This is a genomic window from Delftia sp. ASV31, from assembly GCF_016428765.1.
Classification (GTDB): Bacteria; Pseudomonadota; Gammaproteobacteria; order Burkholderiales; family Burkholderiaceae_C; genus Comamonas; species Comamonas acidovorans.
Map to the genome: position 1 here is coordinate 2,501 of NZ_JAELTK010000039.1, position 23,327 is coordinate 25,827.

Annotated in this window: 22 protein-coding genes and 2 rRNA genes (1 of these 24 cut by a window edge); 15 read left to right on the forward strand and 9 right to left on the reverse strand. The window is 63.4% G+C overall.

The genetic code is table 11. From position 1 onward, the window contains the following. From JHD82_RS15360 to JHD82_RS15380, 5 genes are all read left to right on the forward strand, one after another. Positions 1-2,831: ribosomal RNA gene (locus JHD82_RS15360) — 23S ribosomal RNA — on the forward strand (it extends 45 nt beyond the left edge of the window). Positions 2,832-2,956: 125 nt separating this feature from the next. After that, positions 2,957-3,069, forward strand: a 5S ribosomal RNA gene (gene rrf, locus JHD82_RS15365). Positions 3,070-3,198: 129 nt separating this feature from the next. Further along, positions 3,199-3,942, forward strand: a complete 744-nt coding sequence (locus JHD82_RS15370; RefSeq protein ID WP_013803370.1) for a 16S rRNA pseudouridine(516) synthase — start codon at positions 3,199-3,201, stop codon at positions 3,940-3,942. A 58-nt stretch (positions 3,943-4,000) separates the two neighbouring features. Then, entirely contained in the window at positions 4,001-5,389 is a 1,389-nt protein-coding gene (gene guaD / locus JHD82_RS15375; RefSeq protein WP_233174754.1) for a guanine deaminase, read from the forward strand. Positions 5,390-5,436: 47 nt separating this feature from the next. Next, positions 5,437-6,810 carry a uracil-xanthine permease family protein gene (locus JHD82_RS15380; protein ID WP_199137284.1) on the forward strand — a complete coding sequence of 458 codons (1,374 nt, stop codon included), beginning with the start codon at positions 5,437-5,439 and terminating at the stop codon, positions 6,808-6,810. A 106-nt stretch (positions 6,811-6,916) separates the two neighbouring features. Here JHD82_RS15380 and JHD82_RS15385 read toward each other — a convergent pair whose 3' ends face one another. The 3 genes from JHD82_RS15385 to JHD82_RS15395 are packed head-to-tail and all read right to left on the reverse strand — an operon-like array spanning position 6,917 to position 9,611. Next, entirely contained in the window at positions 6,917-7,366 is a 450-nt protein-coding gene (locus JHD82_RS15385; RefSeq protein ID WP_012204434.1) for an RNA-binding S4 domain-containing protein, read from the reverse strand. 4 nt (positions 7,367-7,370) lie between these two features. After that, a complete protein-coding gene (locus JHD82_RS15390) occupies positions 7,371-8,858 on the reverse strand; it encodes a sensor histidine kinase (protein ID WP_012204435.1) in 1,488 nt (495 codons plus the stop codon). Between the two features lie 30 nt (positions 8,859-8,888). Next, a complete protein-coding gene (locus JHD82_RS15395) occupies positions 8,889-9,611 on the reverse strand; it encodes a response regulator transcription factor (protein WP_012204436.1) in 723 nt (240 codons plus the stop codon). 100 nt (positions 9,612-9,711) lie between these two features. On the opposite strand from JHD82_RS15395, the gene JHD82_RS15400 reads away from it, so the two are divergent. The 6 genes from JHD82_RS15400 to JHD82_RS15425 all read left to right on the forward strand — a co-directional run bounded on the left by JHD82_RS15400 (position 9,712) and on the right by JHD82_RS15425 (position 16,681). After that, complete coding sequence (locus JHD82_RS15400) at positions 9,712-10,671, forward strand: tripartite tricarboxylate transporter substrate binding protein (RefSeq protein ID WP_013803365.1); 960 nt, start codon at positions 9,712-9,714, stop codon at positions 10,669-10,671. 216 nt (positions 10,672-10,887) lie between these two features. Next, on the forward strand, positions 10,888-11,457 hold the full coding sequence (locus JHD82_RS15405; RefSeq protein WP_043819577.1) for a tripartite tricarboxylate transporter TctB family protein: 570 nt from the start codon (positions 10,888-10,890) through the stop codon (positions 11,455-11,457). Beyond that, positions 11,457-12,971, forward strand: coding sequence for a tripartite tricarboxylate transporter permease (locus tag JHD82_RS15410; protein ID WP_012204439.1), 1,515 nt, complete (start codon positions 11,457-11,459; stop codon positions 12,969-12,971). Before JHD82_RS15405 ends, JHD82_RS15410 begins: the two co-directional genes overlap by 1 nt. A 200-nt stretch (positions 12,972-13,171) precedes the next feature. Beyond that, on the forward strand, positions 13,172-14,485 hold the full coding sequence (locus JHD82_RS15415; protein WP_199137286.1) for an SGNH/GDSL hydrolase family protein: 1,314 nt from the start codon (positions 13,172-13,174) through the stop codon (positions 14,483-14,485). A gap of 261 nt (positions 14,486-14,746) precedes the next feature. Continuing rightward, on the forward strand, positions 14,747-15,067 hold the full coding sequence (locus JHD82_RS15420; RefSeq protein ID WP_013803351.1) for a helix-turn-helix transcriptional regulator: 321 nt from the start codon (positions 14,747-14,749) through the stop codon (positions 15,065-15,067). 81 nt (positions 15,068-15,148) lie between these two features. Further along, a complete protein-coding gene (locus tag JHD82_RS15425) occupies positions 15,149-16,681 on the forward strand; it encodes a sigma-54-dependent Fis family transcriptional regulator (RefSeq protein ID WP_071954838.1) in 1,533 nt (510 codons plus the stop codon). 217 nt (positions 16,682-16,898) lie between these two features. On the opposite strand, the gene JHD82_RS15430 is transcribed toward JHD82_RS15425, so the two are convergent. After that, on the reverse strand, positions 16,899-17,564 hold the full coding sequence (locus JHD82_RS15430) for a hypothetical protein (RefSeq protein ID WP_199137288.1): 666 nt from the start codon (positions 17,562-17,564) through the stop codon (positions 16,899-16,901). 9 nt (positions 17,565-17,573) lie between these two features. Here JHD82_RS15430 and JHD82_RS15435 point away from each other — a divergent pair, with 9 nt between their 5' ends. The 4 genes from JHD82_RS15435 (at position 17,574) to JHD82_RS15450 (ending at position 20,090) form a co-directional block, all read left to right on the forward strand. After that, positions 17,574-17,966, forward strand: a complete 393-nt coding sequence (locus JHD82_RS15435) for a DUF4272 domain-containing protein (protein WP_233174755.1) — start codon at positions 17,574-17,576, stop codon at positions 17,964-17,966. 636 nt (positions 17,967-18,602) lie between these two features. Continuing rightward, complete coding sequence (locus tag JHD82_RS15440; RefSeq protein WP_199137290.1) at positions 18,603-19,493, forward strand: DUF6402 family protein; 891 nt, start codon at positions 18,603-18,605, stop codon at positions 19,491-19,493. Continuing rightward, on the forward strand, positions 19,490-19,882 hold the full coding sequence (locus JHD82_RS15445; RefSeq protein WP_307838102.1) for a hypothetical protein: 393 nt from the start codon (positions 19,490-19,492) through the stop codon (positions 19,880-19,882). Before JHD82_RS15440 ends, JHD82_RS15445 begins: the two co-directional genes overlap by 4 nt. Positions 19,883-19,964: 82 nt before the next feature. Further along, positions 19,965-20,090, forward strand: a complete 126-nt coding sequence (locus tag JHD82_RS15450; protein WP_016449625.1) for a hypothetical protein — start codon at positions 19,965-19,967, stop codon at positions 20,088-20,090. A 68-nt stretch (positions 20,091-20,158) separates the two neighbouring features. Here the strand turns inward: JHD82_RS15450 and JHD82_RS15455 are convergent, their stop codons facing one another. From JHD82_RS15455 to JHD82_RS15475, 5 genes are read right to left on the reverse strand one after another with little or no spacing between them, the layout of a single operon-like run. Continuing rightward, positions 20,159-20,839 (reverse strand): hypothetical protein, encoded by a 681-nt coding sequence (locus JHD82_RS15455; protein ID WP_233174756.1) that lies wholly within the window; start codon positions 20,837-20,839, stop codon positions 20,159-20,161. Between the two features lie 22 nt (positions 20,840-20,861). After that, entirely contained in the window at positions 20,862-21,611 is a 750-nt protein-coding gene (locus JHD82_RS15460) for a hypothetical protein (RefSeq protein WP_199137294.1), read from the reverse strand. Between the two features lie 23 nt (positions 21,612-21,634). Next, positions 21,635-22,333, reverse strand: a complete 699-nt coding sequence (locus tag JHD82_RS15465) for a hypothetical protein (RefSeq protein WP_199137296.1) — start codon at positions 22,331-22,333, stop codon at positions 21,635-21,637. A gap of 23 nt (positions 22,334-22,356) precedes the next feature. Next, positions 22,357-23,055: a hypothetical protein gene (locus JHD82_RS15470; RefSeq protein ID WP_199137298.1), complete on the reverse strand. Its 699-nt coding sequence runs from the start codon at positions 23,053-23,055 to the stop codon at positions 22,357-22,359. Positions 23,056-23,059: 4 nt separating this feature from the next. Then, entirely contained in the window at positions 23,060-23,290 is a 231-nt protein-coding gene (locus JHD82_RS15475; protein WP_180317618.1) for a hypothetical protein, read from the reverse strand. Positions 23,291-23,327 lie beyond the last annotated feature (37 nt).

Here is a 23,327-nt window from a genome sequence, read left to right on the forward strand (position 1 = left end):
GCGACGAAAGACGTGATAGCCTGCGATAAGCTTCGGGGAGCTGGCAAATTAGCTTTGATCCGGAGATTTCTGAATGGGGAAACCCACCCGCAAGGGTATCGCATACTGAATACATAGGTATGCGAGGCGAACCTGGAGAACTGAAACATCTAAGTACCCAGAGGAAAAGACATCAACCGAGATTCCGAAAGTAGTGGCGAGCGAAATCGGAAGAGCCTTCTAGTGATAGTCAGACGGTTAACAAAACGGAATGGAAAGTCCGGCCATAGTAGGTGATAGCCCTGTATGTGAAAACCGACTGGTGGTACTGAGCTAGAGAAAAGTAGGGCGGGGCACGAGAAACCCTGTCTGAATATGGGGGGACCATCCTCCAAGGCTAAATACTCATCATCGACCGATAGTGAACCAGTACCGTGAGGGAAAGGCGAAAAGAACCCCGGGAGGGGAGTGAAATAGATCCTGAAACCGCATGCTTACAAAAAGTAGGAGCCCGCAAGGGTGACTGCGTACCTTTTGTATAATGGGTCAGCGACTTACATTCAGTGGCAAGGTTAACCGAATAGGGGAGCCGTAGAGAAATCGAGTCCGAATAGGGCGTCCAGTCGCTGGGTGTAGACCCGAAACCAAGTGATCTATCCATGGCCAGGATGAAGGTGCCGTAACAGGTACTGGAGGTCCGAACCGACTAGTGTTGCAAAACTAGCGGATGAGCTGTGGATAGGGGTGAAAGGCTAAACAAACTTGGAAATAGCTGGTTCTCTCCGAAAACTATTTAGGTAGTGCCTCAAGTATTACCTGCGGGGGTAGAGCACTGTTTAGGCTAGGGGGTCATGGCGACTTACCAAACCTATGCAAACTCCGAATACCGCAGAGTACAGCTTGGGAGACAGAGCACCGGGTGCTAACGTCCGGACTCAAGAGGGAAACAACCCAGACCGCCAGCTAAGGTCCCTAAAATTGGCTAAGTGGGAAACGAAGTGGGAAGGCTAAAACAGTCAGGATGTTGGCTTAGAAGCAGCCATCATTTAAAGAAAGCGTAATAGCTCACTGATCGAGTCGTCCTGCGCGGAAGATGTAACGGGGCTAAGCCAGTTACCGAAGCTGCGGATTTGCAATTTATTGCAAGTGGTAGGAGAGCGTTCTGTAAGCCTGTGAAGGTGCCTGGTAACGGGTGCTGGAGGTATCAGAAGTGCGAATGCTGACATGAGTAGCGTTAAAGGGGGTGAAAAGCCCCCTCGCCGTAAGCGCAAGGTTTCCTACGCAACGTTCATCGGCGTAGGGTGAGTCGGCCCCTAAGGCGAGGCAGAGATGCGTAGCTGATGGGAAACAGGTCAATATTCCTGTACCGATGTGTAGTGCGATGTGGGGACGGAGAAGGTTAGCTCAGCCAACTGTTGGATATGTTGGTTCAAGCCTGTAGTCGTGCCTGGTAGGCAAATCCGCCGGGCTTAGATGAGGGGTGATAACGAGTCTGCTTGCAGACGAAGTGAGTGATACCCTGCTTCCAGGAAAAGCCACTAAGCTTCAGCTACACACGACCGTACCGCAAACCGACACTGGTGCGCGAGATGAGTATTCTAAGGCGCTTGAGAGAACTCTGGAGAAGGAACTCGGCAAATTGATACCGTAACTTCGGGAGAAGGTATGCCGCAAGTAGGTGAACTTGAACAAAGGGAGCCCAAAGCGGTTGCAAAAAATCGGTGGCTGCGACTGTTTAATAAAAACACAGCACTCTGCAAACACGAAAGTGGACGTATAGGGTGTGACGCCTGCCCGGTGCTGGAAGATTAAATGATGGGGTGCAAGCTCTTGATTGAAGTCCCAGTAAACGGCGGCCGTAACTATAACGGTCCTAAGGTAGCGAAATTCCTTGTCGGGTAAGTTCCGACCTGCACGAATGGCGTAACGATGGCCACACTGTCTCCTCCAGAGACTCAGCGAAGTTGAAATGTTTGTGATGATGCAATCTCCCCGCGGAAAGACGGAAAGACCCCATGAACCTTTACTGTAGCTTTGTATTGGATTTTGAACGGATCTGTGTAGGATAGGTGGGAGGCTTTGAAGTGAGGACGCTAGTTCTCATGGAGCCGACGTTGAAATACCACCCTGGTGCGTTTGAGGTTCTAACCCAGGTCCCTTATCGGGATCGGGGACAGTGCATGGTAGGCAGTTTGACTGGGGCGGTCTCCTCCCAAAGCGTAACGGAGGAGTTCGAAGGTACGCTAGTTACGGTCGGACATCGTGACGATAGTGCAATGGCATAAGCGTGCTTAACTGCGAGACTGACAAGTCGAGCAGATGCGAAAGCAGGACATAGTGATCCGGTGGTTCTGTATGGAAGGGCCATCGCTCAACGGATAAAAGGTACTCTGGGGATAACAGGCTGATACCGCCCAAGAGTTCATATCGACGGCGGTGTTTGGCACCTCGATGTCGGCTCATCTCATCCTGGGGCTGTAGTCGGTCCCAAGGGTATGGCTGTTCGCCATTTAAAGAGGTACGTGAGCTGGGTTTAAAACGTCGTGAGACAGTTTGGTCCCTATCTTCCGTGGGCGCTGCAGATTTGAGGAAGCCTGCTCCTAGTACGAGAGGACCGGAGTGGACACACCTCTGGTGTATCGGTTGTCACGCCAGTGGCATTGCCGAGTAGCTAAGTGTGGAAGAGATAACCGCTGAAAGCATCTAAGCGGGAAACTCGTTTCAAGATGAGATCTGCCGGGGCCTTGAGCCCCCTGAAGAGTCGTTCAAGACCAGGACGTTGATAGGCTGGGTGTGGAAGCGCAGTAATGCGTTAAGCTAACCAGTACTAATTGCTCGTGAGGCTTGACCCTATAACTTTGATGACGTGATCATCAAGGTGGTTATGCCAAGTAAGGCGCAGTCAAAATACAAAGCTGATTTACAGACTCTATGAATTCGTTGTGTTGCTCCGTGAGCAGCATGACAACAAGTTATGCCTGATGACCATAGCAAGTTGGTACCACTCCTTCCCATCCCGAACAGGACAGTGAAACGACTTTGCGCCGATGATAGTGCGGGTTCCCGTGTGAAAGTAGGTCATCGTCAGGCTCTTACAGCCCAAGAAACCCCGTAGCCCAAAGCTACGGGGTTTTTTGCTTGTTTGCGCAGAAGTACTTGTATCGTCGCCTGCGCGATGTGCGTGCGCCATGGTGGGCGCAGACGGCTTGAAAGATGAACATGCAACTGCAAGACATTCTGTATTCCCAAGGGTTCGGCATCCGCCGCGTGTGTTCCGGACTGGTCCAGCAGGGCTGGGTGGAACTGTGGGACACCGAGGCCAATGACTGGGTGCGTTGCCTCGACTCCACGCAGGACATCGATCCTGAAGGCCTGCGCTATCGCGTGCAGGGTGTGGAGTGGGCCTATCACGCGCTGGGCTATGTGCTGTTGCACAAGCCTGCGGGCACGGAGTGCTCGCAAAAACCGTCGACCTATCCGAGCATTTACTCGCTTTTGCCCTTGCCGCTGCGGCTGCGCCCGAACAAGGGTGCCGTGCAGGGCGTGCAGGCCGTGGGACGGCTGGACCAGGACACGACGGGCCTGCTGCTGCTCAGCGATGACGGCCAGTTCATCCACCGCATGAGCTCGCCCAAGAAGCATGTGCCCAAGATCTATCGCGTGACCACCAAGCATCCGGTCGATGCCGGCCAGGTGCAGCGCCTGCTCGACGGCGTGGTGCTCGACGATGACCCCAAGCCCGTCAAGGCCGCTGCCTGCGAGCAGGTGAGCGAGCATGTGCTGGACCTCACGCTGACCGAAGGCAAGTACCACCAGGTCAAGCGCATGATCGCGGCCGTTGGCAACCGCGTCGAGGGCCTGCATCGCTGGAAGATCGGCGAGCTGGAGCTCACCGAGGACCTGCAGCCGGGCCAGTGGCGGTGGTTGACGGCCGAGGACCTGGCCAAGCTCAAGGCCAAGTGAGGCAGGGGGCCGCGTGTCCATGATGAATTGTGCTGACCCTGGCAGGGGCTGGGCCCTGTTGTGCACTGCTTTCGATGCGCCCGTGCCGGATGCGCTGCGCATCCAGCAGGACGTGCTGATCGTGGTGGATGGCCGCGGCATGATCGATGCCGTGCTGGAGCGCGGTGATCCCCGCCGCGCCGCTCTGGAGGCCGCGCATGCGGCCGCAGGCACGCTGCAGCGCCTGCCCGAAGGCCAGTACCTTTTGCCCGGCATGGTGGACCTGCATGTGCATGCACCGCAATGGCCGCAAAGCGGCAAGGCCCTGGATGTGCCGCTGGAAACCTGGCTGCAGGAGTACACCTTTCCCCTGGAAGCGCGCTACGGCGATGCCGGCTTTGCCACTTCGGTCTACGACAGCGTGGTGCACACGCTGCTGGCCAATGGCACGACGACGGCCATGTACTTCGGCACCATCCACGCCGTGGGCAACCAGGTGCTGGCCGAACGCTGCCTGGCCCTGGGCCAGCGCGCCCTGGTGGGCAAGGTGGCGATGGACGAGCCGTCGCAATGCCCCCCGTACTACAAGGACGCCAGCGCCGCCGAAGGCATTGCCGAGACGGCGCGCTTCATCGACTGGCTGCGCCAGCATCCGGACAACGCGCAGCAGCGCGTGCTGCCGGTGATCACGCCGCGCTTCATTCCTTCGTGCACCGACGAGCTGCTGCGCGGCCTGGGCGACCTGGCTGGACGCACCGGCGCCCATGTGCAAACCCATTGCTCCGAGAGCGACTGGGCGCATGCCCATGTGCTGGAACGCCAGGGCCGCACCGATGCGCATGCGCTGCATGATTTCGGCCTGCTCACGCGCCGCACGGTCGTGGCCCATGCCAACTTCCTCACGGCCGATGACGTGGCACTGATGGCGCGCACGGGCGCCTCGGTAGCGCATTGCCCTCTGTCCAACTTCTATTTCGCCAACAGCGTGTTCCCGGCCCGCAGCGGCCGCTCGCAGGGGTTGGGCATGGGGCTGGCCACGGACATCTCGGGCGGCTACAGCCCCAGCATGTTCGATGCCTGCCGCCACGCCATGACGGCCTCGCTGGCCTTGCATGAGGGGGTGGACCCGGCCCTGGGCGCTTCGCAGCGCGGCAGGGCGGGGCAGGGCGTTCAGGCCCGCATCGACCACGTCTTTGCGCTGTGGCTGGCCACGGCGGCGGGGGGCGATGCGCTGGACCTGCCCATTGGCCGCATCGAGCCCGGCCACGCCATGGACGTCCTGGCCATCGACTGCCAGGGGCCTGACTCCAATGTCCAGATCTGGCCCGGCGCGGATGGCCCGGCTGACATTCTGCAAAAGATCATCCACCACGCCACGCGCGCCAATGTGGCCAGCACCTGGGTGCAGGGCGAGTGCGTGCACCGGCGCCAGGCCGCCAGCGCGGTCAGCGCTGTCACTGCTGTCTGAGCGCCGCAGTCTTTAGGCTGCGGCCGTTTTCCGCATTTTTCCGTCCCATGACCGAACCGACCTCCTCCTACGAAGGGCGCCTGATCGCCCGCCCCGACGACCGCGTCTCGCTGTCACAGGCCCTGTTGCTGGGCCTGCAGCATGTGATGGCCATGGACGTGTATGTCGTGCCCTTCATCATTGCCTCGGCCCTGGCGCTGTCGCAAGCCGATGCGGCGTCCATGATCCAGTCCACCTTTCTTGCCGCAGGCGTGGGCACGCTGATCCAGACCGCCTGGTGCATGCGCATGCCTGTTGCGCAAGGGCCTTCCTACATTCCGCTGGGTGCCATCCTGGCCGTGGCCTTTGGCGCGGGCGGTGGCTTCGGCGGCATGGGAGCGGTCTATGGCGCGCTGATTCCGGGAGCGCTGATCGTCATCGCACTGGGTGCGCTGGGCTGGTTCCACCGCGTGATCCGCTGGCTGGTGCCGCCCATCGTCGGCGGCACCATCATCCTCGTGGTGGGGCTGTCGCTGCTGCCGATTGCGCTCAGCGCCAACGTGTTCTCTGTCCACGGCGGCATGACGGTCAACCAGTCCATTGCCCTGGCTTCGGTGTCGGCGGCGCTACTGATCGCGGCCATGATGCTGGGCCTGCGCTTTGACAACCGGCTGGGCCGCTGGATGCGCCTGTCGTCGGTGATCATCGCACTGGCCGGCGGCACGGCCGTGGCCTGGGCCATGGACCTGTTCGCCTGGCAGCCGGTTGCGGATGCGCCCTGGCTGACGCTGCCCAAGCTGGCCGGCATCGACTACCCGCTGCAGTTCAGCCTGCCTGCCGTGCTGACCTTTGTCGTGATCTATCTGGTGGTCATGGCGGAAACCACGGGCACTTGGTTTGCGGTCTCGGCCGTGATCAACCAGCCCATCACCAGCCGCCAGCTCGACCGTGGCGCCGTGGGAGAGGGCCTGAGCTGCAGCGTGGCCGCCCTGATAGGCGCCACGCCCGTCACCGGCTACTCCACCAATGCGGGCGTGATCTCCATCACCGGCGTGGCCAGCCGCATGGTTTTCATTGCAGCCGGCCTGGTGCTGGCCTGCCTGGGCTTCCTGGGCAAGTTCTCGGCGCTGATTGCGGCCATTCCCTCGCCCGTGATCGGCGGCATGTTCGCCGTGGTCTGCGTGACCATTGCCATGGCGGGCATCCGCATCCTGCGCCATGTGCGCCTGGACGAGCGCGCCATGCTGGTGGTGGGCGTGCCCATCATCTGCTCCTTCTTCGCGACGCTGGCCCCCAAGGACTGGGTCCAGACCCTGCCCGACATGCTGCAGTACCTGCTGGGCTCGGCCGTGACCGTGGGGGCCATGGCCGCCATGGTGATGAACCTCATCCTGCCGCGTGCGCAGGGGGACGACGCACCGGCCAAGGACCAGGTGGTCTGAACGCCGCAGGGGTCTGCGCCCGCAAACCCATGAGAAAAGGCCATGCGCAGCGGTTGCGCATGGCCTTTTTGCTGGAAGAGGCGTGAGGCGGGCAGGGCCGCGGGATTCAGCGCCGGTCCAGGTCGTCGATGGATGCGCTCCAGCGGCTGTCCCAGCTGCCGCGCTCGCGCACCTGGTCGATCTGGCGGCGGTCGCGCTTGGTGGGGCGGCCGTCGTGCTGGTCGGCAATGCTGCTGGCGGGCTCGGGCGCCAGCCGGCGCTGCTCGGCCAGGCGCTCCCGCTCGGCCAGGCTGGCGGCGGTTTCTTCGTACAGGGCCTGGGCCACAGGCGCGGGGCCGCGCATGCCGGACAGGCCACGAATGACCACGGTGCGCGGAATCTGGCCCTGGCGCAGCGCCACGGTGTCGCCGCAGCGCACCTCGCGCGCGGGCTTGACCAGGGCTCCGTTGACGGTGATGCGACCCTTGCCGATCTCTTCTACCGCCAGGCTGCGCGTCTTGTAGAAACGCGCGCACCACAGCCATTTGTCCAGACGCATGGATTCGATATCGGTCATGGCGTTATTGTGCGCGCGGCGCGGGGTGCTTGCCAGCGGCCGGTTGCAGCGGAATCGCCACGTGCGCATGCAACCCGCAGACCAAGCCTTGCCGGTAGATGTTGCGCAGTTCGATGGCACCGCCCAGCGTCTGCACGATCTCGTGGCAGATGGCCAGCCCCAGGCCCGAGCCGCTGCGCGCATTGCCGGCCGAGAACGGCTGGAACAGCCGCTGGGCCAGATCGCTGTCTATGCCCGGCCCGCTGTCGCGCAGGCTGAGCACGGCCTGGCTGCCGGCCTGGTGCACGCTGATGTGCAGGCTGCCGGCCGCAGGCATGTGGCGTATGGCGTTGTGCAGCAGGTTGCGCGTGAGCTCGCGCAGCATCCATTCATGGGCCGGCACGGGGCAGGGTTCGGTGTCTATGGAGAAGTCGATGTCCTGCTCGGCAATCAGCGGCGACAGTTCGATGGCCACGTCGCGCACCACTTCGTCCAGCAGGCTGGGGGCGGGCGACGCCGGCTCGGCGCTGTCTTCCTGCCGTAGCTGCTCGACCTTGGCCAGCGCCAGCATCTGGTTGGCCAGCCGCGTGGCGCGGTCCACGGTGGCGCCGATTTCCTCGAAGGCCTGCTCGGCCGGCACATCGCCGCGCTGGGCCGACTGCAGCTGGGCCTTGAGCACGGCCAGCGGCGTGCGCAACTGGTGCGATGCATCGCGCACAAAGCGCTTCTGGTCCGACAGCAGCTGGCGCAGCCGCAGCATGAGCTGGTTGATGGCCTCCAGCAGGGGCTGCAATTCGCGCGGCGCAGCGGGGGCCGACAGCGGGCTCAGGTCGCCGCGCGGGCGCGAGCGCAGGTCACTGCTGAGCTGGCGCACGGGCTGGGTGGCCCGCTGCACCACAAAGATCACGATCAGCGCCACGGCAGCCACCAGCAGTGCCTGGCGTGCCAGCGTGGTGCGCAGGATCTGCAGGGCCAGGGTCTCGCGCAGCTCCAGCGTCTCGGCCACCTGGATCACGGCCATGCCGCGCCCCTTGGCGCTGGCCACGGGCTGCAGCAGCACGGCCATGCGCACGGGCCGGCCGCGGAACTGTGCGTCATAGAAATCGACCAGGGCCGCGTAGGGCGGGCGCTGGGGGATGACGCCGTGCCACATGGGCAGCTCGCCAAAGCCCGACACCATTTCCCCGTCCAGCGTGGAGACGCGGTAGAACATGCGGCTCTGGTTGTCGGCCTCGAAGATCTCCAGCGCCGAGTAGGGAACGATGGCATGCAACTGGGCGGACTCGTCATAGCCCGTCACATCCAGCTGCTCGCTGATGCTCTTGGCCGATGCCAGCAGCGTGCGGTCATAGGCCGTGTTCAGCGCAGCCAGCGTCTGGTGGTAGAGGCTCCAGGTATTGAAGCCAATGAACAGAATGACGGGTACGAGAATGCCCGTCAGCAGCTGGCGGCGCAGCGACCAGGGCTGGCGCGCGCGGGCGGGGGCGGGAAGGGGAAGACCGGGGTCGCGCATGGGCTTGCGGTGCAGGAATGCGGCAATGCGTCAGGCCGACTCGGCCTTGAGCAGATAGCCCAGGCCGCGCAGCGTGACCAGTTGCACGCCCGTGCCCGACAGCTTCTTGCGCAGCCGGTAGGCGACGACTTCCACGGCCTCGTACTGCACGTCGGACTCGCCGGGAAACACCAGCGCGAACAGCCGTTCCTTGGCCACGGCATGGCCGGGGCGTGCCAGCAGGGCGTGCATCAGGGCCAGCTCGCGGGGCGTCAGCTCCATGATCTCGCCATCGCGGTGGATGGCGCCGCTGGTCTTGTCGTAGCGCAGCGCGCCCATGGCAATGGTCTCGGGCGGCGGCTTGGGCGCGAAGCTGTCGCTGCTGCGGCGCAGCAGGGCGCGCAGCCGGGCCTCCAGCTCGTCGAGGTCGAAGGGCTTGGCCAGGTAGTCGTCCGCGCCGGCGTTCAGGCCCAGCACGCGGTCGCCCACGGTGCCGCGCGCAGTCAGGATGAGCACGGGCGTGCGCAGGCCCTGGCCGCGCGCACGCTCCAGCACCTGCAGGCCGTCCAGGCCGGGCAGGCTCAAATCCAGCACCACGGCGTCGGGCTCGCGCACCAGCCACTGCGCCAGGGCCGAGGGGCCGTCGGCCGCCGTCTCCACCTGGATGCCGCGCCGGATCAGCGTGCGCTGCAGCGTGGTGCGCATGGCGTTGTCATCTTCTACGAGCAGCAATTGCATGGCCCGCACGTTAGCACCGGGCGCGATGCAGGCCATCGCGCCAAGAGCGATCTAGGGATTCCCCTAGGGGTTTGGACAGCCATTTGACAGGTAGCGAACCGATCATCGACAGCCTTACAACACAAGGAGTCAAACCATGCGTCGTGATACTTTTCTGAAGTCGCTGGCCGCACTGGCCGCCGCAGGCAGCCTGCCGCTGTCTGCTCAGGCTGCGGTCGCCGTCAAGATGATGCTGCCGGCCAACCCCGGCGGCGGCTGGGACACCACGGGCCGTGCCCTGGGCAAGGCTTTGCAGGACGCTGGTCAGGCTGCTTCCGTCACCTATGACAACAAGGGCGGCGCCGCTGGCGCCATCGGTCTTGCGCAGTTCGTCAACGGCAGCAAGGGCGATCCCAACGCCATGATGGTCATGGGCGCCGTCATGCTGGGCGGCATCATCACGGGCAAGCCGCCCGTGAACCTTACGCAGGCCACGCCGCTGGCGCGCCTGACCAGCGAATACAACGTGTTCGTGCTGCCCGCCAACTCGCCCTTCAAGAACATGGCCGAGGTGATCGCCCAGCTCAAGAAGGACCCGGGCTCCGTCAAGTGGGGCGGCGGCTCGCGCGGCTCCACCGAGCATATTGCGGCGGCCATGATCGCGCGTGAAGTCGGCGTCGATCCCTCCAAGATCAACTACGTGGCCTTCCGTGGAGGCGGCGAGGCCATCTCCGCCATCCTGGGCGGCAACGTCACCGTGGGCGGCAGCGGCTTCAGCGAGTTCGCCGAGTACATCAGCACCGGCAAGATGAAGCCCATCGGCGTGACCTCGGGCCAGCGCCTGAAGGGCGTGGACGTGCCCACGCTCAAGGAGCAGGGCATCAACGTCGAGATCGGCAACTGGCGCGGCGTGTACGGCGCGCCCGGCATCACCAAGCCCCAGCGCGACGCGCTGGTTGCCATGCTGGAGAAGGCCACCAAGAGCAAGGCCTGGGCCGAGGCTCTGCAGAAGAACGACTGGACGCCCGCGTGGCTGGCCGGCGATGCCTTCGGCGAGTTCGTGGACCAGGAGTTCGCGAGCCTGCGCGCCACCATGGTCAAGTCCGGCATGGTGTGATCGAACGGCTGCACCGGCCTCTTGCGGGGCCGGTGCGGCCACAGGCCCGCACTCCTGCGGGCCACGGCAGGCGCCAGTCGCAGCGCCTGCTTCAAGAAGCGGAAGATGCCCGCGCGCCGCGCCAGCGGCCCGCAGGCTCCGGCGGCTTAATTTTTTCCCCACGTCTGCAGCGGTGGCCGGCCCGGTCGCCGGTTCCGCTGCGGCCAGGAACTGACCATGTCCGAGTCCTCACAACCCAATCCACTTGCCACGGATGCCGCCCAGGCCGATGAGCCCAGCGGCTTTCCCTCGGTTCGCGCGCAGACCATCGTCGGCTCTGGCGTGCTGCTCGTCGCTGCAGGCCTGGCCTTCGGCGCGCTGCAGATCCCTTCCGACTCCGGCTACGGCGGCGTCGGCCCCAATTTCCTGCCCTGGCTGTGCGCCGTGGTGCTCGCGGTCTGCGGCGCCTGGCTGGTCTGGGAGGCGCGCACGGGCGGCTACCGCGAAGCCTCCGCACCTGGCGGCCACCCACGCGCCGATATCGGCGCCTTCGTCTGGGTGTCGGCCGGCCTGATGGTCAACGCCGCACTGATCGGCACCGTGGGCTTCATCGTCAGCTGCACCGTCTGCTACGTGCTGGCCGTGCAGGGCCTGCGCCGTGCTGGCGGCCAGGCCCAGGCGGGCGCACCCATCACCTGGGTCAAGGACGTGGTCACCGGGCTGCTCATCTCGGCGCCCGTGTTCTGGGCCTTCACGCAATTCCTGGCAATCAACCTGCCGGGCCTGACTGAGACGGGGTGGCTGTAATGGAAATCTTTGACGCACTGATGGCGGGCTTCGCCACCGCCATTACACCCGCCAACCTGCTGTGGGCTCTGGTCGGCTGCGCCCTGGGCACGGCCGTGGGCGTGCTGCCCGGCATCGGCCCGGCCGTGGCCGTGGCCATGCTGCTGCCCATTACCGCCAAGGTCGAGGTCACCGCCTCGATGATCTTCTTCGCGGGCATCTACTACGGCGCCATGTATGGCGGCTCCACCACCTCCATCCTGCTGAACACGCCCGGGGAGACCGCGAGCATGGTCACGGCCATGGAGGGCAACAAGATGGCCAAGAGCGGCCGCGCGGGCGCCGCGCTGGCCACCTCCGCCATCGGCTCCTTCGTCGCCGGTACCGTGGCCACCGTGGTCGTCACGCTGTTCGCGCCGTCGGTGGCGGACTTTGCCGTCAAGCTGGGCCCGCCCGAGTACTTCATGCTGATGGTGCTGGCCTTCACCACCGTCAGTGCCGTGCTCGGCCAAAGCGCGCTGCGCGGCATGACGGCCCTGTTCCTGGGGCTGGCGCTGGGCTGCATCGGCATGGACCAGATCTCGGGCGCTGCGCGCTACACCATGGGCAAGATGGAACTGCTGGACGGCGTGGACATCGTGCTCGTGGCCGTGGGCCTGTTCGCCGTGGCCGAGGTGCTGTATGCCGCCATGTACGAAGGCAAGGTCGTCGATACGCAAAACAGGATGGGCCGCGTGCACATGACCGGCCGCGACTGGAAGCGTTCGTGGCCCGCCTGGCTGCGCGGCACCGTCATCGGCACACCCTTCGGCTGCATCCCTGCCGGCGGCACCGAGATCCCCACCTTCCTGAGCTACGCCACCGAAAAGAAGCTGGCCAAGGGTGAGAACCGCGCCGAGTTCGGCACCAAGGGCGCCATCGAAGGCGTGGCCGGCCCCGAGGCCGCCAACAACGCCACCGTGACCGCCGCGCTGATCCCGCTGCTGACCCTGGGCATTCCCACCAGCAACACCACGGCCGTGCTGCTGGGTGCGTTCCAGAACTACGGCATCAACCCCGGCCCGCAGCTGTTCAGCTCGTCCGCCGCCCTGGTCTGGGCGCTGATCGCCTCGCTGTACATCGGCAACCTGATGCTGCTGGTGCTCAACCTGCCCATGGTGGGCCTGTGGGTCAAGCTGCTCAAGATCCCGCGTCCCCAGCTGTACGCAGGCATCCTGATCTTCGCCACCGTGGGTGCCTACGGCATGCGCCAGAGCGCCTTCGACCTGTTCCTGCTGTACGGCATCGGCGTGCTGGGCGTGATCATGCGCCGCTTCGACTTTCCCACCGCGCCCGTCGTGGTCGGCATGATCCTGGGCCCTCTGGCCGAGGCACAGATGCGCAATGCCGTGTCCATCGGCGAAGGCAGCTGGTGGATCTTCCTGCAGCGCCCCATGTCGCTGACGCTGATCATCATCGTGGCCTGCGTGCTCATCGTGCCGCGCGTGCTCAAGCGCCTGCAGCCCAAGCCCTCACCGGAGGCGGCTGCCGGCTGATGCCAACCCGTTGCTAGCCGGCCCGGCGGTGTCACGCATGGCGCCCCGGGCCCCTGACAGCCCCTGCCTTCCGAGGCAGGGGCTTTTTTTCGTCCGCTGGTTGATGCCTTCCATTCACAGATGGTGTTCCCGCAGACCGTCTAGTCCCGCGCAGCCCTTGAATCCATGATCCCGCCATCGACAGACATCGGGTTCCTTGCATGCGGCAACTTTTTCCATCGCTTTCCACGGCCTCGGTCGCGGCCCTTCTGGCGCTTGTGATTTCCACGCCAGCCATGGCGGATTCGACGGTGCCGGCGGGTTCGGCTGAAGCCTCCAACTGGGCTGCCACGTGGCAGGCCAGCCCGCAGCCGGTCTGGGGGGCGGACTTCCTCTTTCCCACCAATCTGCCCGCCGTGCTTCAGGACCAGACCGTGCGCCAGGTGGCGCGCATCAGCCTGGGCGGACCGCGCCTGCGCATCGTGCTGTCCAACGCCTATGGCGGCCAGCCTGTGACCGTGGGCAGGGCGACCGTGGCAAAGCCGTTGCCTGCAGGCGCCATTGACGCTGGCAGCCTGCAGGCCGTGACCTTCGGCGGCAGCGCGCAAGCCACCATTGCCGCAGGCGCATCCCTGGTCAGCGACCCTGTGGCATTGCCGCTGGCCTCGCTGTCGCAGGTGGCCGTGAGCCTGTACCTGCCCGGCGTCACGCCTGTGCAGAGTTTTCACTGGGATGGGCGCCAGACAGGCTGGATCGTGGCGGGCGATCAGTCCGCTGCTGCGGCGCTGCGGACTTCGGACCCTGGCGCACTCAGCAGCACGGCCCGCCCGCTGTTGGCGGGTATTCAGGTCGAGGCCGACCCTGCGGCGCCCGCGGTGCCCGTGGTAGCGGTGATGGGCGACTCCATCACCGACGGTGCCACGGCCAGCCTGGACCGGGACAGCCGCTGGCCGGACTTCCTGGCCGCGCGCCTTGCGCCGCGCGGCGCGGCGGTGGTCAATGCCGGCATTTCGGGCGCGCGCCTGCTGTCCGATGGCATGGGCGAGCATGCGCTGGCGCGGCTCGAGCGTGATGTCTTGGCCCAGCCCGGTGTGCGCAGCCTCATCGTGCTGCTGGGCATCAACGATATTTCCTGGCCCGGCACGGCCTTTGCGCGGCAGGCACCGCGTCCCACGCTGCAGGACATGGCAGAGGGCTATCGCCAGCTGGTTGCCAGGGCGCGCAGCCACGGCCTGCGCGTGATCGGCGCCACCTTGCCGCCTTTCGAGGGCGCCTTGCCAGGCACGCCGCTGGACGACTACTACCAGGCCGAAAAGGACGATCTGCGCCGGCAGGTGAACGCCTGGATACGCCTGGGCGGCGCCTTCGATGCGGTGATCGACTTCGATGCCGTGCTGCGCGATGGCGCCCATCCTTCCCGCATGGCGGCGCGCTTCGACTCGGGCGACCGCCTGCATCCTGGCGACGAAGGCAATCGCGCCATGGCCGATGCGGTGGATCTGAACGCCATACTGCCTGGCCTGCTGCCGCGCTAGCTGTGAACCGGCAAGAGCTTGTTTTCAGATTTGAGCCTGGACATCGGAGCGATGGCTCCGATGCCGCTGTGCGGCCTGCCTTGGACAGGTCCTGCTGTCGGCCACGGTTGATTTCTGAGCGACGACACGGCGCCTTGCCGTAGATCAAGCCGAGCCCGAGCCTGCGCTGCCGCCCTGCGGGCTATAAACTAGCCCGATGGGGCGGCGAGCATGCCGGCCCGCCCACCCGCCCACCCGCCATTACCAGGATGACAGACGCCTATGGACAGCCGCAATGACAGCATGGACCTGAGCGACGACAGCGTGTTCGAGAGCGCTGCGGAGCTGTTCCGTGCCATGGCGGCGCCCGTGCGCCTGAAGATCATCAGCGTGTTGTGCCATGGCGAGAAGAACGTGACCGAACTGCTCGCCGACATCACCACCACGCAGCCCAACATGTCCCAGCACCTGAACACGCTGTACCAGGCCGGCGTGCTGGGCCGGCGTCGCGAAGGCGTCAGCATCTACTACTTCATCGCCAACGCGCAGGCGGCGCAGATGTGCCGCGCCATCTGCGCCCAGGTCGCCATCGCGCAGGGCTGAGCGCGGCAGACCCGCAGGCTGCAAAAAGGGATCTCAAGGGATCTCAAGGGGACCCAAGGCGACTCGGCTAGGATGCCATCCATGCCGCCCACACCCACCCTGGTCCAGCCCCTGCCGCTCGATGCCGACGGCATCCTCGCGCTGGCAGCGCGCTCCATGTTCCAGCTGTTCTCCACCATGAGCCAGGGCATGTTCCTGGCCGACAGGGCAGGGCGCATCGTCTGGGTCAACGAGGGCTACCAGCGCTTTCTGCCCGACCTGGGCGTGGCCTCGGTGGACGACTTCCTGGGCCACATGGTCGAGGACGTCATCCCCAACACCCGCATGCGCCGCGTGCTGGAAACCGGCGAGCCCGTACTCATCGACCTGCTCACCAACCGCGCCGGCACCTTCGTGGTCAGCCGCATCCCGCTCAAGGACGATGCGGGCGCGGTCATCGGTGCCATCGGCATCGTGCTCTTCGACCAGCCGGAGACCACGCTGCAGCCCCTGATCAGCAAGTTCGCCGTTCTGCAGCGCGACCTGGACGAGGCCCGGCGCGAGCTGGCCGCCCAGCGCAACCGCAGCCTGCGCGTGGCCGTGCAGGGCGAGCGCCGCGCCAAGTACAGCTTTGCCAGCTTTGTCGGCAGCAGCCCGGCGGCCGTGGAGGTCAAGCGCCAGGCACGCCGCGCGGCCCAGTCGCTCAGCCCCGTGCTGCTGCTGGGCGAAACCGGCACCGGCAAGGAACTGCTGGCCCATGCCATCCACGCGGCATCGGCCCGCACCGGCGGCCCCTTCGTCACCGTCAACATCGCCGCCGTGCCGGACGCCTTGCTGGAGGCCGAATTCTTCGGCGTTGCCCCCGGCGCCTACACCGGCGCAGACCGCAAGCCGCGCGACGGCAAGTTCAGGCTGGCCGACGGCGGCACGCTGTTCCTCGACGAAATCGGCGACATGCCCCTGAACCTGCAGGCCAAGCTGCTGCGCGCGCTGCAGGAGGGCGAGATCGAACCGCTGGGCTCCAACCAGCTCGTGCGCTTTGACGTGCGCGTGGTGGCCGCCACCTCGCGCGACCTGCCGCAGATGGTGCGCGATGGCCGCTTCAGGGAAGACCTTTTCTACCGCCTGCACGTGCTGCCCATCCGCGTGCCGCCGCTGCGCGAACGCAGGCGCGACATCCCGGCCCTGGTCGAAGTCCTCTCCGAAGAACTGGCCCTGCGCAACGACATGCCCCCGCCAGAACTCCTGCCCGACGCCCTGGCCCTGCTGGCCGGCCAGACCTGGCGCGGCAACATCCGCGAGTTGCGCAACGTGCTGGAGCAGGCCGCCATGCGCAGCGAAGACACCGCCATCAACGCAGAGCAACTGCGCGAAGTGCTGCGCTCATCCGGCGTGGAACCCGCCGCCCCCGCGCCGGGCCCCGAGACTGCGCCCGCCCCGTCCCCTGCCCACAACAGCCCCGCCGACACCGACCTGCTTCGCCCCCTGGCCCAGCAGGTGGCCGAGCTGGAGCGCAAGGCCATCACTGCCACCCTGGCCGCCAACAGCGGCAACAAACTGGCCACGGCGCGCCAGTTGGGCATCTCGCGGGCCACGCTGTATGACCGGATGGCGGTGCTGGAGCTGCAGGGCTGAGTCACCCGCTGTCTGCAGGCCGTACCGTCGCCAGGTATCGGGGCGATGCTTTGCTGGCATGCCCATACCGCTTGCCGCCCGATGAATATTCGGCGTTCAGAGCTTTCTTGGTGTGCTTCTGGGCAACCGGGGCCTGTAGGTCCCACGGCGCAATTGCGGTGGTGAGAGTCCTAGGGAAGTTGCAATAGATGCTTCTTGCGGCATGGTGATGGGAGCACTACTTTGGCAGATAGGCACGGCCCCCGTTTGCCACCCACAATTTATGGCTCATTCCATAGTAGCCAATGGCTCCTTGCGTCATCTGCTTTTTTGCGGCATCCGTGCCGTGCACCCGGTAGATGTTTCTGATGTGCTCGACCTCGCGGATGTATTGGCTTTCGATGGCGGCATTGAGGGATGGGCGCAAGGGAATTCTTGCAGCAGGTAGCTCGTCTAGCATGGACCTGATCGAGGTCAGGAGATGTTGGTGCTCCACCAATTGTTCAGGCACTGGGTGGCCGCATGCTGCCAGTGCCAAGTCGACGATCCGGCTTGCGTATGGAAGGCTGGGGCGGCGGTCCTCCAGCATGGCGCGGTATTCAGGGGCTGGGGCCAGCGCCGCCAGGAGTGCACCCCAGTTGGACTCTCGCCAGCCGTAGCAGAAAAGCAGATCGTGTAGCAGCGATCTGTCAAAGGCATTGAGGCTGGTGCGAAGAAAATACAGCGAGTCCAGCGGCTCGCAGCGTACTTCGGGGTACAAGGACAGGAACTTGCGGTAGGCGCTGCCCCCGTGGTGGATCGTCTTGAGCAGACGAAGAATTCCACCATTGCTGATCTGCAGGGTTTGAAAAGGTGCAATGCTGATGAATCCAAGGGCATCGCCTACGAAATAGTGGGGCGTCATGTCATGGGAATGGCTCTGGGTTTTTACTTTGGCAGTTGGGCTTCTGCGGTGAATCTAGCATGCAAGGTGCGATGGTGCACGACCCTCGTATTGGGGTGCTGGGCGAGTGCCCGCACCGCACCCGACGCCATCTGCGACGTGCCGCTTACCTCGCGCACCCTGCTGCAGGCGGGCAGCCTGCAAGGCGCCCTGCATGCCGCACGCATGCGGCCCGACAGCGAAATCCTCGACGCCCTGGACCAGCACTACCGCCTGCACTGGATCGTGCGCCAGGCCCAGGTGCAGCAGCAGCCCGCGCCCGCCGGGCTGAGCGCCGACGTGCTCATGGAACGCCACCATGCGCTGAACTGGCTGGTGCGCTTCGAAGGCAATGACTGGGATGACGTGGATACGCCCACCTGAGGCGTGCTGCGCAGGGTGCATCAAGAACCCATGCGGATCGGGGCGAGCACTATTGCCATCTGCATCGTGGCTTCTGGTGTGCCATCCCACTTGCGCCCGCTGCCGGAAAGGGCTTCAGAGACTCGGCGTAGAACCCTTGGCTGTCGCTGCACAACGCGTAGTGAGCGGCTGGTGGCTTGAACTCTCCAGCCAATTGCTCCTCCATATGCCGGCAACGCACGCAGGCTTCGGGCATACCGTCGCGTTGCATTTGATGGTGGCAAGCCAGCGGCAGACGCGCCAGGGGCCGTCTGTGCTGGACAGGTCGCACAGGCCGTCGGGCTGCCTCTGGATTGGGAGGGATGGCGTGGACCCCGGAGTATTTGCGAGCTGAATCAAACCGTGTCTGCGTTGTTTCTCCAATTAAATTCGTTGCACCAAAAATTGTGATGCAGACGGCACCAGCGGCAACCCTCTGATAGGTTGCGTTCCTTGCGTTGAAGGCGAAGTAGTAGACAGCTGGTTACCGATTGGAGCTTCCGGAGTGGTTAGCATGCCATGCTCATTGGTGGTTTTCCAACATGCTGATTGATTGGGTTGTTTTAATGAATTCTTGAAAGATACAATAAACATCTTTTGGTGATATGGGAGGTGCTAATGTCTGAGTTGATTAAAATGGATCAGGAAGTTTTCAGATCTCAATTAAAAGAGTTGCCCAGGCATAAATACACAACTGAGGTTTTTCAGTTGCGAGATATTCCGTTGGTAATGCGTACAAGGCTTGGTTGGCATGTGGCTGCCGCATTGATGGAACGTTGGTTCAATGGCGCTGCTTTTGCTATGCCCGATGATATGAAGCTGGGAAAAGGACACTATCGTCCAAATGCACTTGGGGCAGCATATTTGGAAGAAGGCTTGGTTACCATGCAATGGGCGCTTGGATTCGCTCGAGTGCAAAATGCAATGTCCGAATTGACTAGACGGTGGGATTCAAAGCCGGGTAGGATGGTTTTGAAATCTCGAATCTTAGCTCAAAGCCTGGGAAAGTCCGATAAATCCTGGAAATTCGGTGATCTATCTCGTTCTTCAAAAATATTGGAAGAAACCTGCCAAATAAATTACATCAAATTTGGGCATCTCAGCGATCCGATGGATGATTTCTATGGGGCAATGGGCGAGGCGCAAATGAACGTTGCAGTGGAGGGCACTGTTGTTTCTAGTGGCAGTGAACTGAAATTCATTCCTGAAGAACTGGGTTTTTATCTAAGGGATGCCTATGATTTCAATGATTCTTTTGATCTTTTGTCCCAGCCATTAGGGTTTTGGGGATTTGAAGGGGTTGAAAGAACCTATCAAATACGTTGGGATGTTGAGACAGAGAGGAAGACGGTGCATGAGAAACCCGAAGATGTAAAAAAATATAAATATGCAGTACAAAATGATGATTTTCGAGAATGGAGAAGAAAAAATAATAGAGGTGGTGATTTTATGATTTTATCTAATGTTCATCGGGTAAAAATAAATCACCCTCAGGAGATAATTTTGTGAAGATTAAATATAGTAAAAAATGGATATTTATCATCCTGGGGATGGTAGTGGTTACGGTATTGCTTTTGCTGTTCATGATACCAAAGAAACAAGGTGAGAGCATCAGCCCCCGCGGCGTTTACAGGGTTGAGTACTATTACGTGCCATTAGCCCAGAAACTGATTTATCGCCAGATGAAAATGCCCATGACTGTGCGTCTTTATGAAGTAAAAACAGGTAGACTTATTTCTGAAAGCGCTGTGGTGGATCTTTGGCTGAATGGCTCAATATATTGGTATCTTGAACCGCCAATGAATAGCATCATGGTGGGAAATGATGTGATATTTGAAAATATTCCAAGGGAGTGCCAAGATTGCCCAAGATTGACTCTTGAGCAAATGACAAATTAGGTCATCGTTGCCAGTAGATACGGACTACCGCCCACAACACATCCCGCTGCGCCGCCGTCACCACATCCAGTCAGCTCTAGTCATGAACCTCAACAACGTCTTCGACAAGCGCTACTGGATCCCCGGCTTTGCCGAGCAAAACGGCAACAACGACTTCGGCGACCCTCGCAACGTCATGTTCACGCTCAAGTACACGCCGCGCATCTGAGAGGCAGGCGTGCGCGGGGACTGAGGGCACGGGCCGTGCGCGCATTGCCACCACGGCCCAACTCAGGCTCAACCCACGCCCAACTGCTCCAGCGTGATGCACGCCAGCCACCTGCATCCATCCGATGGCCAGGCGGCGTCATCCGAGATGCAGCGCCCGGCGGCGTCCATCTGGATGCGGGTGACGTGGCGGTTGGCGCCGGGCCTTGAGCGGCGGGCGGGCATGGCCAGCAAGGCTTCGGGCAGCGGCTGCGCTGGTGGATAGGGTTCGAGGCGCGTGAGATTGTTTGCAGAGCGCAGGCGCAGCGGTGATCGCTCCATGCCGATCACCCAGGTCCAGAAGAGCGCCGGGTGGCGAAACCTGTGACCTGGCATTTCCAGCAGCAGCATGGCGCTGCCGCCCCGCTGCATGGCTTGGGCACAACGCAGCGGAGCGAGGGCGGGGAAATTCTCAAGCTGCGCTTTCCAGCCGGGCAGCAGCAAAGCCAGAACCTGCGCCAGCTCTTGCGGGCCGGGCTGTGGCGTCAACTGCAGCGGCAATTGCACCTGCAGCCATGCCCGTTGCCGCAGCACGGCAGCGCATCGCCGTGCACACCACCAGGCGCCCAGCGGATCGGGCAGGCACTGGGCATCGGGAACCGTGGGCAGTGTGGCCCAGCGCGTCTTGCGCGTCTGTGTACCCACCTCGTAGCGCCATTGCGTATCGAAGCGCAGGCCCGGCATGAAGGTGCGAATTGGAGACCTGGGCATGTGCATTGCGGCTGCAGATCCACTACCGGCAGTCCGGTGCGGGCCTGGCTGCAAGCGTGACTGTGCCAAGCCACTGGCATGGGTGCCAGGGGCCGCCCGCATCATGCAGGAGGCAGGTCCCGTCGGCTTGCACCTGGATCCGGGTGGCGTACCCGCTGGACCAGGGCAGGGTCGAGCCAAAGGGCAGGGCAAGCAAAGCCTTGGGAGGCGCCATGGCCTGCGCACCCGCTGACGGCAATGTGTCGGACGCAACGCAATCGTCGGTGCACGACAACGGCAGCTCCGGCTCGTACCCCACCACCCAGGCCCAGAAAATGCCTGGCTTGGGCCCTTCGCATTCCGGTGACTCCAGCATCAGCAAGGCACTGCCTCCCTGCTCGACTGCCTGGGCGCACAGCAAGGGCGTCCGGGCGCATTCATCAGGTGCCTGTACGTCCCAATCGGGCAGCAGCACATCAAGGATCTGCGCCAGCTCCTCCACGCCGGGAAGCGGGGGCAGGTGAACGGGCAGCCGCAGGAACAACCAGTGGTGCTGCTCCAGAACCACGGCGCACCGGCGAACGCACCACCAGGTGCCATAAGGGTCGGCCGGGCCAGCAAGGTCGGAGGCCATCGGCAGCTGTGTCCAGCTGGTCTTGCCGGCTTCCGCACGCCTTCTGTATTGCCAGTGACCATCAAAGAGCAGGCCGCTGATGAGGCGTTGACCGGGACTACCTGGCTCCAGCGGAATTTCCCGCTCGTACTGCTCTGGGGTGAGATTGGAGTTCTGCATTTCTTCGGGTCAGGAAAAGCCGGTCAGGAGAAGCTGCCGTTGATGGCAATGTCGTTGCTCAGTGGCTCCAGCGTGATGGCCGCCGTGCAGCGGTACCGGCTTGCGCGCGCATCCAGGCCATCCACATCACACAGCCCCTCGCCATCCACCGTCACCCTCAAGGCGTGATTCCATGCCAGGGGCGAGCCGAAGGGCCAGATCAGCAGCGCGCCAGGGCGCCCGGGCATGTCAAAGGCTGAAATGCGCTTGGCACGCTGGAACCTCTCGTGCATTTCCACGCCGATCACCCAGGCCCAGAAAACGGCTTGCACGCCATCGCTTGAATCCTCGGCCTGCAGTTGCAGCAAAGAGCAGCCACCGGCAAGCAGCGCATCGGTGCTGCGCAGCAGCGGCGCCTGTGTCGAGGGGTCATCCAGCACCTTCACGTTCCAGTCCGCAAGCATTGCGCCCAGGGACAGCGCCACATCGCCACATTCCGGATGCGCAGGCAGGCCCGAGGGCAGATGCGCGGAACGCCAGGGCCTGCGATTGAGCACTGCAACGCACTGGCGCACGCACCACCAGGCCCGCTGTGGATCTGCTGCAGCCATGCCGCCTGCCCGGGTTGCCGGCAGTCGTGCCCAATAGGCTCGGCCTGAAGGCGTGAGCGCCGAGTAGGTCCACAGTCCGTCAAAGCGAAGCCCTCGGGTGAAGCGGTGGGTGAGGTGCGTGGTCTCATCCATGTGGGACCTTGTCGTGGTGGACTTCAACACGGTGCGTGCCCCGTCAATGGCCCTGCATTGCCGCGTTGCGCGGGCGACAGCGTGATCGCGGTCAGGCAGCGGCACTCGCGCCACTGCCCGTCAATGCCATCCACATCGCAGTGCCCGTCGCGGTTCACCTGCACCCGCGCCGCATAGCCGCAGGCCCAGGGCATGCTCCAGCCAAAGGGAATGGTCAGCAGCGCGGCAGGGCGGGGCGCACGGCATGAGGGCCATGGCTTCACCGGCGCGGGCAGCATTCTCTGATGCATCTCCACACCAATCACCCAGGCCCAGAACGTGCTCTGCGGGCGCCGGTTCAGCGCCTCTGACTGCAGTTGCAGCACGGCCCCGCCGCCCGCCAGCAGCGCCCGGGTGCAGGACTGCAGCGGACTGTGCCCGGCCCCTGCGCTGAGCTGCACCTGCCAACGCGGCATCAGCGCGTGCAGAGCCAGCGCCACATCTTCCGGCCCCGGCCGCAAGGGCATGCCTGGCGGCAGATGCACCGACTGCCACATCTCCCGCCGCAGCACGGCAGCGCAGCGCCGCACGCACCACCAGGCGCCATGCGGATCGGCCCTGCCCGTATCCGGCTGCCCCAGCGGCAGCCGCGACCAACAGGCCCGGCCCGATGGCGCGCGGGCGGCGTACTTCCAGCGTGCGGCGAAGTGCAGGCCGGGAGTGAAGTGGTGGGTGATGTGCATCGCTTCACTCATCGGTTTTGCGACTTTGGCCTGGGGGAACCGATCCGAAGGGTGTCTCGATACCGCAGCGGGCACCGATGCGCATGAGCGCCATACCCAAAGATGTTCGTGGTTCCTTGGTCTTGCCCAGTGCGAGGTCAGAAATCGTTGCTTGACCGCAGCCCACTTCGCGGGCGATCTGGCTTTGACTGACACCCTTCGCTGCAAGCTTGGCGAGGTAGTCTTTCCATTGCATGCACGTAGTCTAACGTTTAATCGTTAAAAGACAAACG

What these genes read in the sequence shown, in the direction of transcription:
- JHD82_RS15460 (WP_199137294.1), bottom strand. Translation starts at nt 21,611, where the DNA reads ATGCAGAACTCCAATCTCACCCCAGAGCAGTACGAGCGGGAAATTCCG.
- JHD82_RS15405 (WP_043819577.1), top strand. Translation starts at nt 10,888, where the DNA reads ATGTCCGAGTCCTCACAACCCAATCCACTTGCCACGGATGCCGCCCAG.
- JHD82_RS15415 (WP_199137286.1), top strand. Translation starts at nt 13,172, where the DNA reads ATGCGGCAACTTTTTCCATCGCTTTCCACGGCCTCGGTCGCGGCCCTT.
- JHD82_RS15455 (WP_233174756.1), bottom strand. Translation starts at nt 20,839, where the DNA reads ATGCCCAGGTCTCCAATTCGCACCTTCATGCCGGGCCTGCGCTTCGAT.
- JHD82_RS15430 (WP_199137288.1), bottom strand. Translation starts at nt 17,564, where the DNA reads ATGACGCCCCACTATTTCGTAGGCGATGCCCTTGGATTCATCAGCATT.
- JHD82_RS15440 (WP_199137290.1), top strand. Translation starts at nt 18,603, where the DNA reads ATGTCTGAGTTGATTAAAATGGATCAGGAAGTTTTCAGATCTCAATTA.
- JHD82_RS15385 (WP_012204434.1), bottom strand. Translation starts at nt 7,366, where the DNA reads ATGACCGATATCGAATCCATGCGTCTGGACAAATGGCTGTGGTGCGCG.
- JHD82_RS15470 (WP_199137298.1), bottom strand. Translation starts at nt 23,055, where the DNA reads ATGCACATCACCCACCACTTCACTCCCGGCCTGCACTTCGCCGCACGC.
- JHD82_RS15435 (WP_233174755.1), top strand. Translation starts at nt 17,574, where the DNA reads ATGGCTCTGGGTTTTTACTTTGGCAGTTGGGCTTCTGCGGTGAATCTA.
- JHD82_RS15395 (WP_012204436.1), bottom strand. Translation starts at nt 9,611, where the DNA reads ATGGCCTGCATCGCGCCCGGTGCTAACGTGCGGGCCATGCAATTGCTG.
- JHD82_RS15450 (WP_016449625.1), top strand. Translation starts at nt 19,965, where the DNA reads ATGAACCTCAACAACGTCTTCGACAAGCGCTACTGGATCCCCGGCTTT.
- JHD82_RS15425 (WP_071954838.1), top strand. Translation starts at nt 15,149, where the DNA reads ATGCCGCCCACACCCACCCTGGTCCAGCCCCTGCCGCTCGATGCCGAC.
- JHD82_RS15465 (WP_199137296.1), bottom strand. Translation starts at nt 22,333, where the DNA reads ATGGATGAGACCACGCACCTCACCCACCGCTTCACCCGAGGGCTTCGC.
- JHD82_RS15400 (WP_013803365.1), top strand. Translation starts at nt 9,712, where the DNA reads ATGCGTCGTGATACTTTTCTGAAGTCGCTGGCCGCACTGGCCGCCGCA.
- JHD82_RS15370 (WP_013803370.1), top strand. Translation starts at nt 3,199, where the DNA reads ATGCAACTGCAAGACATTCTGTATTCCCAAGGGTTCGGCATCCGCCGC.
- JHD82_RS15390 (WP_012204435.1), bottom strand. Translation starts at nt 8,858, where the DNA reads ATGCGCGACCCCGGTCTTCCCCTTCCCGCCCCCGCCCGCGCGCGCCAG.
- JHD82_RS15475 (WP_180317618.1), bottom strand. Translation starts at nt 23,290, where the DNA reads ATGCAATGGAAAGACTACCTCGCCAAGCTTGCAGCGAAGGGTGTCAGT.
- JHD82_RS15420 (WP_013803351.1), top strand. Translation starts at nt 14,747, where the DNA reads ATGGACAGCCGCAATGACAGCATGGACCTGAGCGACGACAGCGTGTTC.
- JHD82_RS15380 (WP_199137284.1), top strand. Translation starts at nt 5,437, where the DNA reads ATGACCGAACCGACCTCCTCCTACGAAGGGCGCCTGATCGCCCGCCCC.
- JHD82_RS15410 (WP_012204439.1), top strand. Translation starts at nt 11,457, where the DNA reads ATGGAAATCTTTGACGCACTGATGGCGGGCTTCGCCACCGCCATTACA.